13 protein-coding genes, 1 pseudogene and 1 riboswitch are annotated in these 17,358 nt (G+C 27.9%); of the genes and pseudogenes, 12 read left to right on the top strand and 2 right to left on the bottom strand.

Annotation, left to right across the window (positions count from 1 at the left end; all coding sequences use genetic code 11):
* Positions 1-55: 55 nt before the first annotated feature.
* Positions 56-709 (bottom strand): deoxynucleoside kinase, encoded by a 654-nt coding sequence (locus tag RWY47_RS15080; protein WP_021428315.1) that lies wholly within the window; start codon positions 707-709, stop codon positions 56-58.
* Positions 702-1,364, bottom strand: coding sequence for a deoxynucleoside kinase (locus tag RWY47_RS15075; protein ID WP_021428329.1), 663 nt, complete (start codon positions 1,362-1,364; stop codon positions 702-704). The genes RWY47_RS15080 and RWY47_RS15075 overlap by 8 nt, the downstream gene beginning before the upstream one ends.
* A gap of 169 nt (positions 1,365-1,533) precedes the next feature.
* Between RWY47_RS15075 and RWY47_RS15070 the strand changes: the two genes are divergently transcribed.
* The 12 genes and pseudogenes from RWY47_RS15070 (at position 1,534) to RWY47_RS15015 (ending at position 17,079) form a co-directional block, all read left to right on the top strand.
* On the top strand, positions 1,534-2,409 hold the full coding sequence (locus RWY47_RS15070) for a DNA-3-methyladenine glycosylase family protein (RefSeq protein WP_150841856.1): 876 nt from the start codon (positions 1,534-1,536) through the stop codon (positions 2,407-2,409).
* A 15-nt stretch (positions 2,410-2,424) separates the two neighbouring features.
* Complete coding sequence (gene cls, locus RWY47_RS15065; protein WP_150841857.1) at positions 2,425-3,915, top strand: cardiolipin synthase; 1,491 nt, start codon at positions 2,425-2,427, stop codon at positions 3,913-3,915.
* Positions 3,916-4,086: 171 nt separating this feature from the next.
* Positions 4,087-4,371 carry a co-chaperone GroES gene (locus RWY47_RS15060; protein ID WP_021428256.1) on the top strand — a complete coding sequence of 95 codons (285 nt, stop codon included), beginning with the start codon at positions 4,087-4,089 and terminating at the stop codon, positions 4,369-4,371.
* Positions 4,372-4,394: 23 nt separating this feature from the next.
* A complete protein-coding gene (gene groL, locus RWY47_RS15055; protein ID WP_150841858.1) occupies positions 4,395-6,017 on the top strand; it encodes a chaperonin GroEL in 1,623 nt (540 codons plus the stop codon).
* 1,121 nt (positions 6,018-7,138) lie between these two features.
* A complete protein-coding gene (locus tag RWY47_RS15050) occupies positions 7,139-9,265 on the top strand; it encodes a DUF1430 domain-containing protein (protein ID WP_224170812.1) in 2,127 nt (708 codons plus the stop codon).
* The gene (locus tag RWY47_RS15045) at positions 9,262-9,906 is read left to right on the top strand and encodes an ABC transporter ATP-binding protein (protein ID WP_224170813.1); all 645 of its coding nucleotides are present in this window, start codon (positions 9,262-9,264) and stop codon (positions 9,904-9,906) included. Before RWY47_RS15050 ends, RWY47_RS15045 begins: the two co-directional genes overlap by 4 nt.
* A 62-nt stretch (positions 9,907-9,968) precedes the next feature.
* Positions 9,969-10,109, top strand: coding sequence for a hypothetical protein (locus RWY47_RS15040; RefSeq protein WP_167402736.1), 141 nt, complete (start codon positions 9,969-9,971; stop codon positions 10,107-10,109).
* Positions 10,110-10,278: 169 nt separating this feature from the next.
* A complete protein-coding gene (gene larB / locus RWY47_RS15035) occupies positions 10,279-11,022 on the top strand; it encodes a nickel pincer cofactor biosynthesis protein LarB (RefSeq protein WP_142729644.1) in 744 nt (247 codons plus the stop codon).
* Positions 11,023-11,025: 3 nt separating this feature from the next.
* A pseudogene (gene larC / locus RWY47_RS15030) lies at positions 11,026-12,212 on the top strand (nickel pincer cofactor biosynthesis protein LarC).
* A gap of 64 nt (positions 12,213-12,276) precedes the next feature.
* Positions 12,277-12,378: riboswitch (purine riboswitch) on the top strand.
* Between the two features lie 250 nt (positions 12,379-12,628).
* Positions 12,629-14,092, top strand: a complete 1,464-nt coding sequence (gene guaB / locus RWY47_RS15025; protein ID WP_021428322.1) for an IMP dehydrogenase — start codon at positions 12,629-12,631, stop codon at positions 14,090-14,092.
* 2 nt (positions 14,093-14,094) lie between these two features.
* Positions 14,095-15,633, top strand: coding sequence for a glutamine-hydrolyzing GMP synthase (gene guaA / locus RWY47_RS15020; RefSeq protein WP_021428293.1), 1,539 nt, complete (start codon positions 14,095-14,097; stop codon positions 15,631-15,633).
* 111 nt (positions 15,634-15,744) lie between these two features.
* Complete coding sequence (locus tag RWY47_RS15015; protein WP_025161351.1) at positions 15,745-17,079, top strand: NCS2 family permease; 1,335 nt, start codon at positions 15,745-15,747, stop codon at positions 17,077-17,079.
* Positions 17,080-17,358 lie beyond the last annotated feature (279 nt).

The raw sequence follows: 17,358 nt of genomic DNA, 5'->3' as shown, positions 1-17,358 counted from the left end.
TTTTAAAAATTTAATAAATTATATTTCTATCCTAGTTAATTCACTATTTTAAATTTTATATATTTAATAAGCTTTTTATTTCATTACATAAAGCATCTAAGTGTTCTGGGTTATTTTTTAAGTCAATTTCATTTATATTTACATAAAGAACAGGAGACTGGTCATACTCAGCAATCCATTTTTTATATCTGTTATGAAGATTAGTCCAGTAATCTAAATCAACAGACTTCTCCATCTCTCTACCTCTCATATTGATTCTATTTACGATAGTATCTATAGATCCATCTAGATAGATCATTAAATCGGGTCTTCTTAAGTGAGGAACCATATCATTAAATAAATCTCTATAAGTTATATAATCTCTTTTACTCATCTTCCCGTTATCATATAAATTTCTAGCAAATATTTCAACATCTTCATATATACTTCTATCTTGAATATTATTAAGTCCGTTACTATCTATTTCTTTTTGTTGTTTGAATCTTTGAGCTAAAAAATATAATTGTAAGTGGAATCCCCAAGTATTTTGATCTTTATAAAAATCTTCTAGGTATGGATTTCCATTAACTTTTTCAAAATGAGTTTCAAAACCTAATTTTTCACCAACTAATTTAGTAAGTGTAGATTTACCCGCACCAACATTTCCTGCAACAGTTATAAATAAATCTCTATTTAACGGTTTATTACACTGATTTACCAATTTAAACATTTTCATGTCCTCCTAAGCTGTTAATAGCATCTTCTACTTTTTTTATTATAAATTTTCTATCATTGTCATTATTTAGAAAATCTAAATTAGAGTTATCTATTTCTAATATAAGAGGTTCTTTACCTACAAAATTATGTTTTATAGATAATGGATTAAAGTAATATTTATACTCTGTACTTAATTCTTGTATATAGTTTCTATCCATTTGTCTTTCAAAGCTTCTATCTCTCATAGCTATTCTATTCATTAATACATCTGTATTTGAGTTAAGATAGATTATTATATCTGGTTGAGGCAGGTCATTAATAAAAATATTATACATTTGTTTATATTTATAAAACTGCATATTATCAAGCGTTATTCCTGCGAATATAAGATTTTTAATAATGTGATAATCACTAACAACACTTGTGCCTTGACTCAATAAATTTTTCTCAGTATCTTCTAATTGTTTGATTCTATTAAATAAAAAAAATGATTCCGTTTGTAATGCGTATTCCTTAATATCTGTATAAAATTTTGATAAAAATGGATTCTCTTCTACTATTTCCCTTAGTAAAGTACAGTTAAAATGATTGTTTAAAATATTAGCTAATGTTGTTTTACCAACTCCTATAGGACCTTCTATAGCTATAAATATACCTCTACTATTCATATAATCACCCTCTAAAAATAATGTCTTATGTATTTTAGCAAAAAAGAATCACTAATTCTACTCTAGACTTTTTAAATTAAATTTGTATTAAAAATAAATAGTTAATTTAAATTTAACGAAATATGGGTAGAATTAAAACTATAAGTTTATATAAAAAGGAGCGAAATTTATGAAAGTTTATGAAAAAGAAAATTCAGTGGTTATAGAAGGTGCATTAGATTTTGATCCTAAGCATATATTTGAATGTGGACAATGTTTTAGGTGGAAAGCAGAAGATGATGGTTCATATACAGGGGTAGCTAAAGGTAGAGTAATAAATGTATCTAGAGAAGGAAATACAGTTTATTTAAAGAATACTAATTTAGAAGATTTCAATACAATATGGAAATCTTACTTTGATTTAGAAACAGATTATGCAAAAATAAAAAATGAACTAAAAAATATGGATGAGTATTTAGAAAAGGCAACAAAATTTGGATGGGGAATAAGAATTCTACGTCAAGATCCATGGGAGATGTTAATTTCATTTATAATATCGTCTAATAATAGAATTCCTATGATTCAAAAAGCTATATCTAATTTATCAAGGGAGTATGGTACTTATATTGGAAAGTTCAATGGAGTAGATTATTACGATTTTCCAACACCAGAGCAATTAAGTAAAGCCAGTATAGCTGATATAAGAGCTTGCTCTACAGGGTTTAGAGATAAATATATAAAGGCAACTACAGAAAGAGTTATAAGTGAAAATGAAGATGTATATAACTATGAGAATTTAGGAACAGAAGATTGCAGAAAAAAACTTATGGAATTTAATGGAGTAGGTCCAAAAGTTTGCGATTGTATAGCGTTATTCGGTATGCAAAAGTATGATACATTCCCTGTTGATGTATGGGTAAAAAGAGTTATGCAAGAATTTTATGTAGAAGATGATATGAGTCTGCCTAAAATAAGAAAGTATGCGATAGATAAATTTGAAGATTTATCAGGATTTGCACAACAATATCTATTCTATTATGCTAGAGAATTGGGAATAGGAAGATAAAAATAAGGAGGATATATGAGTGCTTTAGACATACTAGTTTTAAGTTATGTAGGAATATCTTATCTAGCTAGTATTGTGGTTGCTATAAATATAATACTCGAAAATCGAGATCCAGCTAAGACTATGGCATGGTTACTAATATTTATGGTACTTCCTGGGATTGGGCTAGTTATATATGGGGTGCTAGGCCGAAATATAAGAAAGAGAAAAATATTTAAAACTCAGAAACTAGCCACAGATATAAAAGAAAATAATTTATTTCAAAATTTGAGGTCAATAGAAGAGTTAGTAGATCTTGAACAAGAAGCTATAAAAAATAAAGAGTTATCAAAATTAGATGATTCTGAAGGATTAAAAAAGAAAGTTATAAGTTTGCTTTTAAACACAGGAAAGTTCCCATTTACAGCTAATAATAAAGTAGAAATATTTATTGATGGGAATGAAAAGTTTGAAAGACTAATAAAAGATATAGAAGAAGCTAAAGAACATATCCATTTAGAGTACTTCATAATAAAAGATAGTGAAATTGGAAGAAAGATTAAGGATTTGTTGATAAAAAAAGCTCGAGAAGGTCTGAGTATAAAAATTTTATATGATGATGTAGGATGTTGGAGGTTTTGGTTTCATAGAAAATTCTTTAAAGAGATGAAAAAAGAGGGCATAGAAATAGTTCCTTTTTTACCTGCAAAGTTCCCTCTAATGGGAGGGAAAATTAACTATAGAAATCATAGAAAGATTGTTATAATCGATGGATGCATAGGATATACAGGTGGTATAAATATAGGTGATGAGTATATGGGTAAAAACAAAAAGTTTGGATATTGGCGTGATACTCATATAAGAATTGAAGGAAGTTCTGTTTATATGTTACAAATGGTATTTTTAATAGACTGGTATTATACAACTCAAAAGTCAGTTTTTGATGAAAAATATTTTCCTAAACTAGATTACAAAGGAAATAGCATGATACAGGTGGTAGCAACAGGTCCTGATAGTGACTGGGAAGCTATACACTATGCATATTTTTCAGCTATTTGTAATGCTAAAGAAAGAGTTTATATAGAAACTCCATACTTTATACCAGATGAAAGTTTATTAAGAGCATTAAAGAGTGCAGCATTAAGAGGCGTTGATGTAAGAATTATATTCCCTGGTATAGCTGATCATAAAATAGTACATCAAGCATCATATTCATATTTTGATGATATTTTAAGGTCTGGGGGAAAAGTTTACTTATATAAAAAAGGATTTATACACGCTAAAGTAGTAATTATAGATGATAAGATTGCATCAACAGGTTCTGCAAATATGGACTTAAGAAGTTTTATGCTAAACTTTGAAATTAATGCATTTATGTATGATGAACAAATAGTAAAAAAAATAACTGAAGACTTCTATGACGATTTAAAAAATAGTAAAGAAATACACCTTAAAGATTTTGAAAAAAGACCTTTAATAAAAAAATGGGTTGAATCAGTAGCAAGATTATTTTCACCAATTTTATAAGTTTATAATATGCGAGGAGGTTTGTCGATAACAGTAAAATTTCCTCGCATAAAAATTGCATAAAATTAATTAAGGGTATTGAAAAATAAGCAAATATAATATATTATAAAGTTGTTAGCACTCTAAGTAATAGAGTGATAAAATACATAGATTTCATTAGGAGGGATAATTATGAAAATAAGACCATTAGCTGACAGAGTAGTAATAAAGAAAGTAGAAGCAGAAGAAAAAACTGCAAGTGGTATAGTTTTACCTGGAACAGCTAAAGAACAACCTCAGATAGCAGAGGTTGTAGAAGTTGGACCTGGTGGAATAGTAGATGGTAAAGAAATTAAAATGGAATTAAATATTGGAGATAAAGTTATATATTCTAAATATGCAGGAACAGAAATTAAGTTAGAAGGACAAGAATACACTATATTAAAACAAAGTGAAATATTAGCAGTAGTTGAATAAGTATAAAGGGAGGATTATGAGATATGGCTAAAGAAATAAAATTCGCACAAGATTCAAGAACAGCTTTAGAAGCTGGTGTAAACAAATTAGCAGATACAGTTAAGGTAACATTAGGGCCAAAAGGAAGAAATGTTATATTAGATAAAAAATTTGGGGCTCCACTTATAACAAATGATGGAGTTACTATAGCAAAAGAAATAGAATTAGAAGATAGATTTGAAAATATGGGAGCTCAATTAGTTAAAGAAGTTGCAACTAAGACTAATGATGTAGCTGGAGATGGAACTACAACTGCTACAGTTTTAGCTCAAGCTATAATAAGAGAAGGGTTAAAAAATGTAACTGCTGGATCTAACCCAGTACTTTTAAGAAAAGGAATTCAAAAAGCTGTAGAAGTAGCTGTTGAAGAATTAAAGAAACAATCAAGAACTATAGAGACTAAAGAATCTATATCTCAAGTTGCGTCTATATCTGCAGGAGATGAAGAAGTAGGTAATTTAATAGCTGAAGCTATGGAGATAGTAGGTAAAGATGGAGTTATAACAGTTGAAGAGTCTAAAACTATGCATACAGAGTTAGATGCAGTTGAAGGTATGCAATTTGATAGAGGATTTGTTTCAGCATATATGGTAACAGATGTTGATAAAATGGAAGCTGTTTTAAATGATCCATATATATTAATAACAGATAGAAAAATAAATAATATACAAGATATATTACCTGTACTTGAGCAAATAGTACAACAAGGTAAAAAATTATTAATAATAGCTGAAGATGTAGAAGGGGAAGCTTTATCTACATTAGTAATAAACAAATTAAAAGGTGTATTTGATGTTGTTGCAGTTAAGGCTCCTGGATTTGGAGATAGAAGAAAAGCTATGTTAGAAGATATAGCTATACTTACTGGAGGAACTGTTATATCTGAAGAATTAGGATATGACTTAAAAGATGCTGATATATCTATGTTAGGTAGAGCTGGATCTGTAAAAATAACTAAAGACAACACTACAATAGTAGATGGATCTGGAGATAAAAAATCTATAGAAGACAGAGTAAATCAAATCAAACATCAAGTAGATCAAACTACTTCTGATTTTGATAAAGAAAAATTAATGGAAAGATTAGCTAAACTTGCAGGTGGTGTTGCTGTAATAAAAGTTGGGGCAGCTACAGAAGTTGAGCTTAAAGAAAGAAAATTAAGAATAGAAGATGCATTAAATGCTACAAGAGCAGCTGTTGAAGAAGGTATAGTTGCAGGTGGTGGTACTGCATTAGTTAGTGTAATACCAGTTGTAGATAAGTTAATAGAAGAACTTGAAGGAGAACTTCAAGTAGGAGCTAAGATAATAAGAAGAGCTTTAGAGGAGCCATTAAGACAAATAGCAATTAATGCTGGTCTTGAAGGAGCTGTTATAATACAAAAAGTTGTAAATGAAGATCCTGAAATAGGATTTGATGCATTAAATGAAAAATACGTGAACATGGTTGAAGTTGGTATAGTTGACCCAACTAAGGTTACTAGAACTGCGTTACAAAATGCAGCATCTATAGCAGGTGTATTCTTAACTACAGAAGCAGCTGTTGCAGACCTTCCTGAAAGTGATCCAGTACCAGGAATGGGTGGAGGAATGCCTCCAATGATGTAGGATGGTAAAGCTTGAACATACTTGGCTTCGTGTTGATGATATTGCTTCATGCACTAAAGACCTGAAGAACGCGGTCTTTAACGTTTATTCAGCAAATATAATCAACACTTCGCCTTTAGAAAAGTTCAATACTTTATTGCGGGATGATAGGAATTAAGGATAGTTGCTTCATGCACTAAAGACCTGAAGAACGTGGTTTTTAACGTTTACTTAGCAAATATCATCAACACTTCGCCTTTAGGTAAGTTTAATGCTTTATTTATGATTAAGATAAAATTTATAAATAAATCCCAAGTTCGATAAGAACTTGGGATTTTTTGTGATTTATATATGATTGAATATTATACAAGTTAAATATGTTAATTATGATAACAATTATTAATTAGAACTATATTGATTTTAAAAATATTTAAAATATAAACGAAGTTTTGAATTTATTTTTAATATTAAAATTAAAGAAATTTATAGTATTTATTTACCTTATATATATTTGATTTAGAATAGAGGTAAGGATAGAATATTACTACAATTGAGATTGATAGATTTTCACGATGAAAATCTATAATGTCGAATTATGAAATAATTTGAATGTTGAATTATGTTGAAATTTATTTGTATACAATGTAATAATGAGAATTGTAAAATTTTTACATTATATATTTCATTGGTAGGTTTTATTTTATGAAAAGAGTAAAAAATTTGTATTTTTAACATTAGCAACAGTTTTATTAGTTGAACCTACGGCATCTTTTGATGATTCTACAATCATTGAGCCTTAAGAAGAAGTTGGAATAGAGGTACATAGCCCAACTATGCAAAATGAAAATTTTTCAATGCTTAGAAGCGATAGAGCTAATGATATACAGTGTAATAAAGTTTCTGTCTCAGGAGGATTGGGGCTACGTGGAGCGGTAATGGTAAATCATTTAGAGCTAATTTTTATCATGGTAGTAAAGAGCATAGATCTTCATCTGTGAGTGATAATGGGATACCTCTAAGAAGTGGATTGGCTAGTAAACGAAATACAGCTATTTCTCATTGGAATTACCAAACATTATATGGAAATAGAGTTTTTGGAGCAACTAAATAAGCATAAATAATTTGTAAAGGAGGTTAGGTATTTGAAAAAGAAATCAGTTTTAGTGATCATTATTCTGACTGTATTAATGAATATATTTTCTTTTATACATATTAATAAAAACTTAATTGATAATTTACTATTTGATAAAACAAGAGTTGTATTCCGCTTTAATGAGACAAGTGTAATAGACCAAAAGTTTTTGAATAAAATTATAAACTTTTCTAAAAGTAAAGATGTTGAAATTTCACAGTATAGTTTTTTAAGCAATAATAAAATAGATATATATTCTACTATGAAAGATGATTATAAAGAAATCTTACTTATACCTAACCTTTTATTAAAAAAAGATGTAAAAGTACATGATTTTGATGAGATTTATAATGTTGGATTTAAAAATTTATTTTATTTTGATACAAAGGATAAAAATATTATCCTTGAATTTTCAAAAAAATTTACTAGTTATGGAAAACTTTATGATGATTTAGGATCAGAATATGAAGGTAGTGGAGTTTCTTTTAACAAGATAATTAAATATATGGATGCTGATTTTTTATCTGTATTTACATTATTAATTTTTGTTTTTACTTTAATAATTCTTTTTAACTATTTAAACAATAAAAAGAAATACTTGATTTATAAGCTATGGGGATATTCAAAGATAAGAATATATTGTATTTTAAATAAAACTTTGTATAAGACGCTATTTATAACTACACTTTTATGTAGTTTAATTATGATTGGAATTATATACATTTGTGAATTAACTAGTATTTTATCAGAATTTATTCCTATGATAATTGTGTTAAATTTATTTATGGTGTTATTGTTACTTTTATTTTCTATTATTTTATTTTCAGTATCTTTTATCAACTTGAATAATAAAAATGAAAAAAGAAGACTTTCAAAGATAAGGTTTATTGCTAATTTATCAAAATTTTGTCTATTATTATTAATAATTTTATCATTTAAAAATTTATCATATCAAATGTATATGCTTAAGGATAATGAAGAAAGTTTAAATTTATGGAAAGATACTAAAAATTTATATAATATAGAGGGAATGTATTATGTTGATGAGGAGCATCTAGATATAGATGACGAGATTAATGAAAAAGTATTAAAAGTTTATAAAGAATTAAGCAAGTTAGATAAGATTTTTATAATTAATTCACTTAATTTTGAACATACACCACTTATAAATTCTGAAAATAAAAATATAGATTATAATTATAAAAAAAATGTTAAAGATGAAAAAGATTTATATTCACCTGATGGAAGAAATATAATGGTGGATAAAAATTACTTAAAGAGAAATTCGGTAAAAACTTTCTCTGATAAAAAAAATGTTATTGATAAGATAGATAATAATAGTGATGTTTTAAATGTATTGGTTCCGCAAAAATTTAAAAAATATGAGAAAGATATAGAAAAATCATATAGAGAATGGTTTTACTTCCAAAAGATATATGTATATAATATGTACAAAAATGCTAGGTATCAAGAATTAAGTAAAAAGAAAATTGATGAATTAAAAATAAACTTAATTTATGTAGAAAATAATAAATTTTATTTTACGTATGATACATATAGTGGAGATTATCTTAATAATATTAAAGACCCATTAGTTACTGTGTACACTGAAAATGTAGATAATTCACTTTTAGCATCAACTTTAGGAGCGTACATGTTTCTAGAATCAGCAAATGAATATAGCGCATTAGAAGAAGTTAAAAATATTACGCAAAAGTATAATGCTAATGAATTAAATGCAATTACATCGGTTTATGATAAAAAAGGACAGCAAATTAGTGATATAGAGGATAAAATAGATAGATTAACATTAAATATTATAGTTATATCTTTAGTGTTAATTACGTTAATTGTAGTTATAACGTATGTTTACTATAAATCTTATATCTCAAAAATAGTTATAAAATCTTTATATGGATATAACTTTATAGATACTTACAAAGATTTACTTTTATCAAATACGTATATATATACTTTAGCATTTTTACTTATGACTATTGTCTATAAAGAAATAGATGTTTTTATAGTTATACTTATTATATCTATGTTAGTTATAGACATTGTTACAACAAAAATGGTAAATAATACTTTAATACGTAAAAGTGAGATTAAGTTAATTAAAGGAGAGTTAAAATGATAAAATTAACTAATATTAATAAAAGTTTTGATGAAAGAGTAGTTTTATCAAATGTGTCACTATCTATAAAAAAGAATGAATTTGTATGTATAATTGGAGAAAGTGGTGTAGGGAAAACTACATTATTAAATATTATTGGGTTATTAGATAAAGCAGATAATGGAGAAGTAAATTTGTGTGGGAAAACAAAGTTTTCTCGAAAAGACATATTAGAACTTAGAAGAAATTTTTTTGGCTATATATTTCAAGATTTTTTATTAATGCAAGATGAAACAGTGGAAGATAACATTAAAATATCTAAAAAATACAACAAAGAGTTAACTAAAAAAGATATAGAAGAAGTTATGGAAAAAGTTAGATTAAATAATAGCTATTTAAATAAAAGAGTTTGTTATTTGAGTGGAGGAGAGCAACAAAAAGTTGCAATTGCAAGGATGATGCTAAAACCATATGAATTAGTTTTAGCTGACGAACCCACTGGGAATTTAGATGAAAAGAATAAAAGAGAAGTTATTGAGATTTTCAAAGATATCAAAAAATCTGGGAAAACAATAGTTTGTGTTACACATGATAAAGATGTTTCAGATTCAGCGGATAGAGTTATAAATTTAAATAATTTACAAGTTGGATTTATTAAATAGATAAAAATAAAATAAAAGTAAGCTAAGTATACACTTAGTTTACTTTTATAAAAGGGGGACACATGGAAAAAAACAAGAGAAGTGTTTTAATAATTGGTTTTATATTAATTTTTTGTTCAATGTTAATATTTATTTTAAATAGATACGGATTAACTCAGTTGTATGTAATTTTTCAAAGGATAATACATTTTTTAACAGCATAATGTATTGGAATGGATTAAATATATATAATTAAAATTGTATAATGATATTAATTATTAGAATAAAGTATATTTTATACTTTATTCTTTTTTTATGAAGTTTACTAGATGGAAAAGGTATGCTTACTGTGTTAAAATTAATATTAACAACTTAGAATAGTGGGGGGTACTTATGGATATTAGAGGTTTATTAGAGCAAGTTAAAAATAATGATATAGATATAGATATAGCAATGGAAAAACTTAAAGATTTACCTTATGAGGATATTGGATATGCAAATATAGATCATCATAGACAAATAAGAAATGGGTATCCGGAAGTTATTTACTGTGAAGGTAAAAGTGATGAACATATATTGGGAATTATAAAAAAGATGAGTGAAAAAGGTTCGAATATATTAGGAACTAGATGTAGAAAAGAAACATATGAAAAAATTAAATCTTTATATCCGCATTGTGAATATGAAGACTTATCTAGAATATTAAAGATTCAAAATAAACCTATAGATAATATAGGAAAAGGAAAGATTGTAGTTGTTACAGGTGGAACATCTGATATTTCGGTTGCAGATGAAGCATATTATACTGCAACATTTCTAGGCAATGATGTTGAGAGAGTTTATGATGTAGGAGTTGCAGGTATACATAGATTACTAAATAAAATGAATATAATTAGAGATGCTAGAGTATTGATAGTTGTAGCTGGGATGGAAGGTGCTTTACCAAGTGTGGTAGGAGGTTTAGTAGATGTTCCTGTTATAGCTGTACCTACATCAGTTGGATATGGTGCTAATTTTAATGGTCTTTCAGCTTTATTAACGATGCTAAATAGTTGTGCATCAGGCATATCTGTAGTTAACATAGATAATGGATTTGGGGCTGGGTATCTAGCGGCTACAATAAATAAATTAGACTAAAATATGAAAGAAGGTATTCACATGGAAGAGAGAATTTTGTATTTTGACATAGTAAATGGTATATCTGGAGATATGACTATTGCGAGTTTATTAAACTTAGGGGTACCTAAAGAAATTTTTTTAGAGGAATTAAAGAAATTAAATTTAAATAATGAATTTAGTATAGAAATAGATTCTAAAAATGAAAGTGGTATAGTTGGAACAAAGGTTAATGTAATAGCTAAAGAATCTAATGCACACAGACATTTAGTAGATATTTTTGATATTATTGATAAATCTAATTTAAACGATAGAATAAAAGATAGAGCTAAAAAGATATTTATGACGGTAGGAGAAGCAGAAGCTAAAGTTCATGGGACAACTATAGATAAAATTCATTTTCATGAGGTTGGAGCAATAGATTCTATTGTAGATATTGTTGGATGTTCTATATTAATAGATTTATTAAATATAGATAAAGTGTACTCTAGTTGTGTTCCAGTTGGATCTGGATTTGTGAAATGTGATCATGGGATTATGCCAGTGCCAGCACCTGCAACTATTGAAATATTAAGAGGAGTACCAGTTAGACTAAATAGTGTAGAAGGAGAGTGTACTACACCTACAGGGGCAGCTATAATAAAAACATTATGTAGCGAGTTTATAGATAAATTAGAATTTGAAGTTAATCAAATTGGATATGGGATAGGACATAAGAAATTTGAAATACCAAATATGTTAAGAACTATAGTAGGTATAAAAAAAAAGAAGAAGTAATATATGAAATAAGTTGTAATATAGATGATATGTCGTCAGAGATATTTTCATATTTATATGATAAGGTCATAGAAGAAGGAGCGCTTGATATATACACTGAAAGTATACATATGAAAAAAAATAGACCAGCGATAAAACTGTCTATATTATGTGAAAAAAAGGATTTAGATAAATTTAATGAAATTATATTGATGGAAACTAGTACCTTTGGAATTAGGTATAAGGAGTATAAAAGAAAAACCTTATCAAGAAAGTTTGAAAAAATAAATTGCGAATATGGAGAAGTAACAGTTAAAATTGGGTATTACAAAAATAAAATTATAAAAGTTACTCCAGAGTATGAAGAGTGTAAAAATATAGCTAAAAATGCTAATATATCCATAAAATTTGTATATGATAGCATAAATTGCTCAATAAAAAATAAATTTTTTTAAAATTGTTGACACAAGTAAGAAAATTTGATAAATTAATAAACAACTCATACAACATTGTATACAAAATCATAAATAAAAAATCACTCATATATACTCAGAAATATGGTCTGAGAGTTTCTACCGGAGTACCGAAAATACTCTGACTATGAGTGAAATTATTATAGACAAAACTCTATCATTAATAAAGTAAATCTATAGGCTGAGCATATTCCCTATAGGTTAGCTACAAGTTAAAAGAGTTTTGAGAACCTGTATAGTAATTTCACTTATAAAATGAAGTTATTATACAGGTTTTTTTGTACCCATTTTTAAGGAAATTAAAGTTTTAGGGTAGAAACAGTATAAAAACAACTGATTATATAAAAAATAATAAATAGTAAAAAAATATATATAAAATAACGAAGGGGGCAACCGATATGGCAAAAATATTAAAAGAAGGATTAACATTTGATGATGTACTTTTAGTTCCACAAAGATCAGAAGTGTTACCTAAAGATGTTTGCACACAAACACAATTAACAAAGAGCATTAAATTAAATATACCTCTAATGAGTGCAGGTATGGATACAGTTACTGAATCGAAAATGGCTATTTCAATGGCAAGACAAGGTGGTATAGGAATAATACACAAAAACATGTCTATAGAAGCACAAGCTTTAGAAGTTGATAAAGTAAAAAGAAGCGAGAGTGGTGTTATCGTAGACCCATTCTTCTTAACAAAAGACCATACAATACAAGATGCTGATGATATAATGGCAAGATATAAAATATCGGGTGTACCAATAGTAGATGATAATAATAAATTAATCGGAATAATAACAAATAGAGATATAAAGTTTGAAGCTGATTTTACTAAAAAAGTAGAAGATGTTATGACTAAAGAAAATCTTGTTACAGCAAGAGAAGGAATAAACTTAACTGAAGCTCAACAAATATTAAAGAAACATAAGATAGAGAAATTACCTATAGTTGATGCAGAAGGAAACTTAAAAGGATTAATAACAATAAAAGATATAGAGAAGAAGATACAATATCCAAACTCTGCAAAAGATTCTCAAGGAAGATTATTATGTGGAGCTGCTCTTGGAATAAGTGCTGACTTAATGGATAGAGTTGCTGCATTAGTTAAAGCTAATGTTGATGTAGTTGTACTAGACAGTGCACATGGACACTCTATGGGTGTTATAAATGCTCTTAAACAAGTAAAAGAAAAATATCCAAACTTACAAGTTATAGCTGGAAATGTTGCAACTGCAAAAGCTACAGAAGATTTAATAAAAGCTGGAGCTGACTGTGTAAAAGTAGGAATAGGACCAGGGTCTATATGTACAACAAGAGTTGTTGCAGGTATAGGTGTTCCACAAGTAACAGCAGTTATGGACTGTGCAGAAGTTGGACATAAGTATGGAGTACCAGTAATTGCTGATGGGGGATTAAAATTCTCTGGAGATATAGTAAAAGCATTAGCTGCTGGAGCATCAATATGTATGATGGGATCTATGTTTGCAGGAACAGAAGAAAGTCCTGGGGAAACAGTTCTATATAGAGGAAGATCATATAAAACATATAGAGGAATGGGATCTATCGGAGCTATGGAAAAAGGATCTAAGGATAGATACTTCCAAAATGATGCTAAAAAATTAGTTCCTGAAGGTGTTGAAGGAATGGTTGCATATAAAGGTAAAGCTGAAGATATAGTTTACCAAATGATAGGTGGAATAAGAGCTGGTATGGGATACTGTGGTGCCGCTACAATTAAAGACTTAATGGAAAATGCTGAGTTTATAAAAATAACAGCTGCTTCATTAAAAGAAAGTCACCCACATGATATAACTATAACTAAAGAAGCGCCAAATTACAGCACTCAAGGGGAGGTATAAGAATGAAAAAACAACATGAAATAGTTTTAGTAATAGATTTTGGTGGTCAATACAACCAATTAATAGCAAGAAGAGTTAGAGAAAATAACGTATATTGTGAAATATTACCACATACTACAGATATAGAAGTAATAAAAGCTAAAAATCCAAAAGGAATAATCTTTACAGGAGGACCTAACAGTGCATACTTAGAAGAGTCTCCAAAGATAACTAAAGAAATATTCGAAATAGGAGTACCTATACTTGGAATATGTTATGGAGTTCAGTTAATGGCTCACTTATTAGGTGGTAATGTAAGAAGAGGAAATAATAGTGAAAAAGAATATGGAAAAACTTCTATAACATATAACGCTTCAAACATATTTGAAGGAATTTCTACTAATACTGTTTGGATGAGTCATACAGATTTAATAGATGTTCTTCCTGAAGGATTTGAAGTTGCTGCATATACTGAGGATTGTCCAGTAGCTGCAATGCATCACCCAGAAAAGAAATTATACGGAGTTCAATTCCATCCAGAAGTTGAACATTGCTTAGAAGGAGATAAAGTTTTAAGAAACTTCTTATATAATGTATGTGAAGTAACTGGAGATTGGACAACAGATTCATTTATAGAAGAAAAGATAAAAGAATTAAAAGAAACTATAGGAGATAAGAAAGTACTTTGTGCTTTAAGTGGTGGAGTAGATTCATCAGTTGCAGCTGTACTTGTTCATAAAGCTATAGGAGATAACTTAACTTGTGTATTCGTAGATCATGGATTACTTAGAAAAAATGAAGGTGATGATGTTGAAAGAATATTTAGAGATAAGTTTGATATGAACTTAATAAGAGTAAATTGTGAAGATAGATTCTTATCTAAATTAAAAGGTGTAACAGAACCTGAAGCTAAGAGAAAAATAATAGGTGAAGAGTTTATAAGAGTATTTGAAGAAGAGTCTAATAAATTAGGAAAAATGGATTTCTTAGCTCAAGGAACTATATATCCTGACGTTGTAGAAAGTGGACTTGGAGAATCAGCTACAATAAAATCACATCATAATGTTGGTGGAATACCTGAAGATATAGAATTTGAAATAGTTGAACCTTTAAGAGAATTATTTAAAGATGAAGTTAGAAAAATAGGATTAGAACTTGGAATAGATTATGATTTAATATATAGACATCCATTCCCAGGACCAGGTCTTGGAATAAGAGTTATAGGTGAAGTAACTAAAGAGAGATGTGATATATTAAGAGAAGCAGACGCTATATATATGGACGAGCTTAAAAAAGCTGGTTTATATAGTGAAATATGGCAAGCATTCGCAACTTTACCAGATGTAAAAACTGTTGGAGTTATGGGAGATGAAAGAACTTATGCTTATTTAGTAGGTATAAGAGCTGTTACTTCTTCTGATGGAATGACTTCTGATTGGTACAAAATGCCTTACGATGTATTAGAAAAAATATCTAATAGAATTGTAAATGAAGTTGATGGAGCAAATAGAGTAGTTTACGATATCACTAGTAAGCCTCCAGGAACTATAGAATGGGAATAAAACCAGTTTATTCAAACACTTACAATAAATTATAAAAAAATAAAAAGCTTATGCTTTTTATTTTTTTATAAGGATTTTATCACAAAAAACTTAGCATCAATGGAGGAAAATATGCAAAATTCAAGTGTTAAAGGCTCTAATAATGGATTATTAGAGAAAGTTTTTAAACTAAGTGAAAATAACACAAATGTAAAAACAGAAGTATTAGCAGGAATAACAACATTTATGACAATTGCTTATATATTAGTTGTAAATCCTACTATATTAGGTGAAGCTGGTATGGATAAGGGCGCTGTTTTTACAGCAACTGCAATAGCTTCGGCAATAGGATGTATAATAATGGGATTCTTAGCTAATTATCCTATAATATTAGCTCCTAGTATGGGAATAAATGCGTTCTTTACATATACAGTAGTTTTAGGTATGGGATATACTTGGCAATTTGCACTATGTGCTATGTTTATCGAAGGTATTATATTTATTTTATTAACAGTAACTAATGTTCGTGAAAAGATAATAGAGTGTATGCCAGATGTCTTAAAACATGCTATAACGGCAGGAATTGGATTGTTTATAACATTTATAGGACTTGTTAATGCAGGTATTGTTCAACAAGGTGGAGCTATAATATCATTAGGAAATGTTAAGTCACCAGTTGTATTATTATCTATAATAGGATTAATGATAGCTGCAACTTTATTAATAAAAAATGTGAATGGAGCATTTTTAATATCTATAGTAATTACATCTGTAATTGGGATGGTATTTTCAATAGTTCCTATGCCAACAGGAGTGATAGACTTACCTCCATCAATACAGCCTGTATTTATGAAAGCATTTGATGTAGGTAAAAGCCAAATATTTAGCTTAGATATGTTAGTAATAGTTCTTACATTATTATTTGTTAATATGTTTGACTCAATAGGATTTTTATTAGGAATTGCAGATAAGGCTAATTTATTAGATGAAAATGGAAATATGCCTAATGTAAAAAAAGCATTATTAGCAGAATCTGTTTCAACTACTATATCTTCAGTATTAGGAACATCAACGCTAGCTACAACAGTTGAAAGTGGATCTGGAATAGCAGTTGGAGGAAGAACAGGATTAACAGCAGTAATTACTGGAATTTTATTCTTAATTTCATTATTTTTTGCTCCATTATTTGTTTCTATACCACCTCAAGCTACAGCTCCGATACTTATACTTGTAGGATTCTTAATGGCAAGTTCAATATTAAGAATTAACTTTAATGATTTTACAGATGCAATACCAGCATTTATAACATTTGTAATGATGCCTTTATCATACAGTGTTGCAGATGGTATTATGTTCGGAATCATATCATATACATTTTTAAAGTTAGCTAGTGGGAAGAAAGACCAAGCAAAACTGTCTTTAATTATACTTAGTATAGTATTCATACTAAAATTTGGATTATTATAAAATGAAAAAGATATGTAAATATTTATATTTATATATCTTTTTTTTTTATTTATTTTTATTATTTTAAAAAAGTTTGAATTTTGTTTAAATATGATGAAAATATGAATTATATAGCTTAAAGGTAGAGGAACAGTGCGTTTCAGAAAAATATTTGTGTATTTTATAAAATTTTTATTAGTTTTTAATTTTCTGTATTTTTAAAATAAAACATAAATTTTGATGTGTTAAACAGTTTAAAAAATAGTTTTTATATTTTTTATATGTAATAATTATGTAAAC

The organism is Paraclostridium sp. MRS3W1 (assembly GCF_032465715.1).
Taxonomy (GTDB): domain Bacteria; phylum Bacillota; class Clostridia; order Peptostreptococcales; family Peptostreptococcaceae; genus Paraclostridium; species Paraclostridium dentum.
Note: the sequence above shows the minus strand (reverse complement) of the source record. Positions and strands in the feature narration are given on the sequence as shown.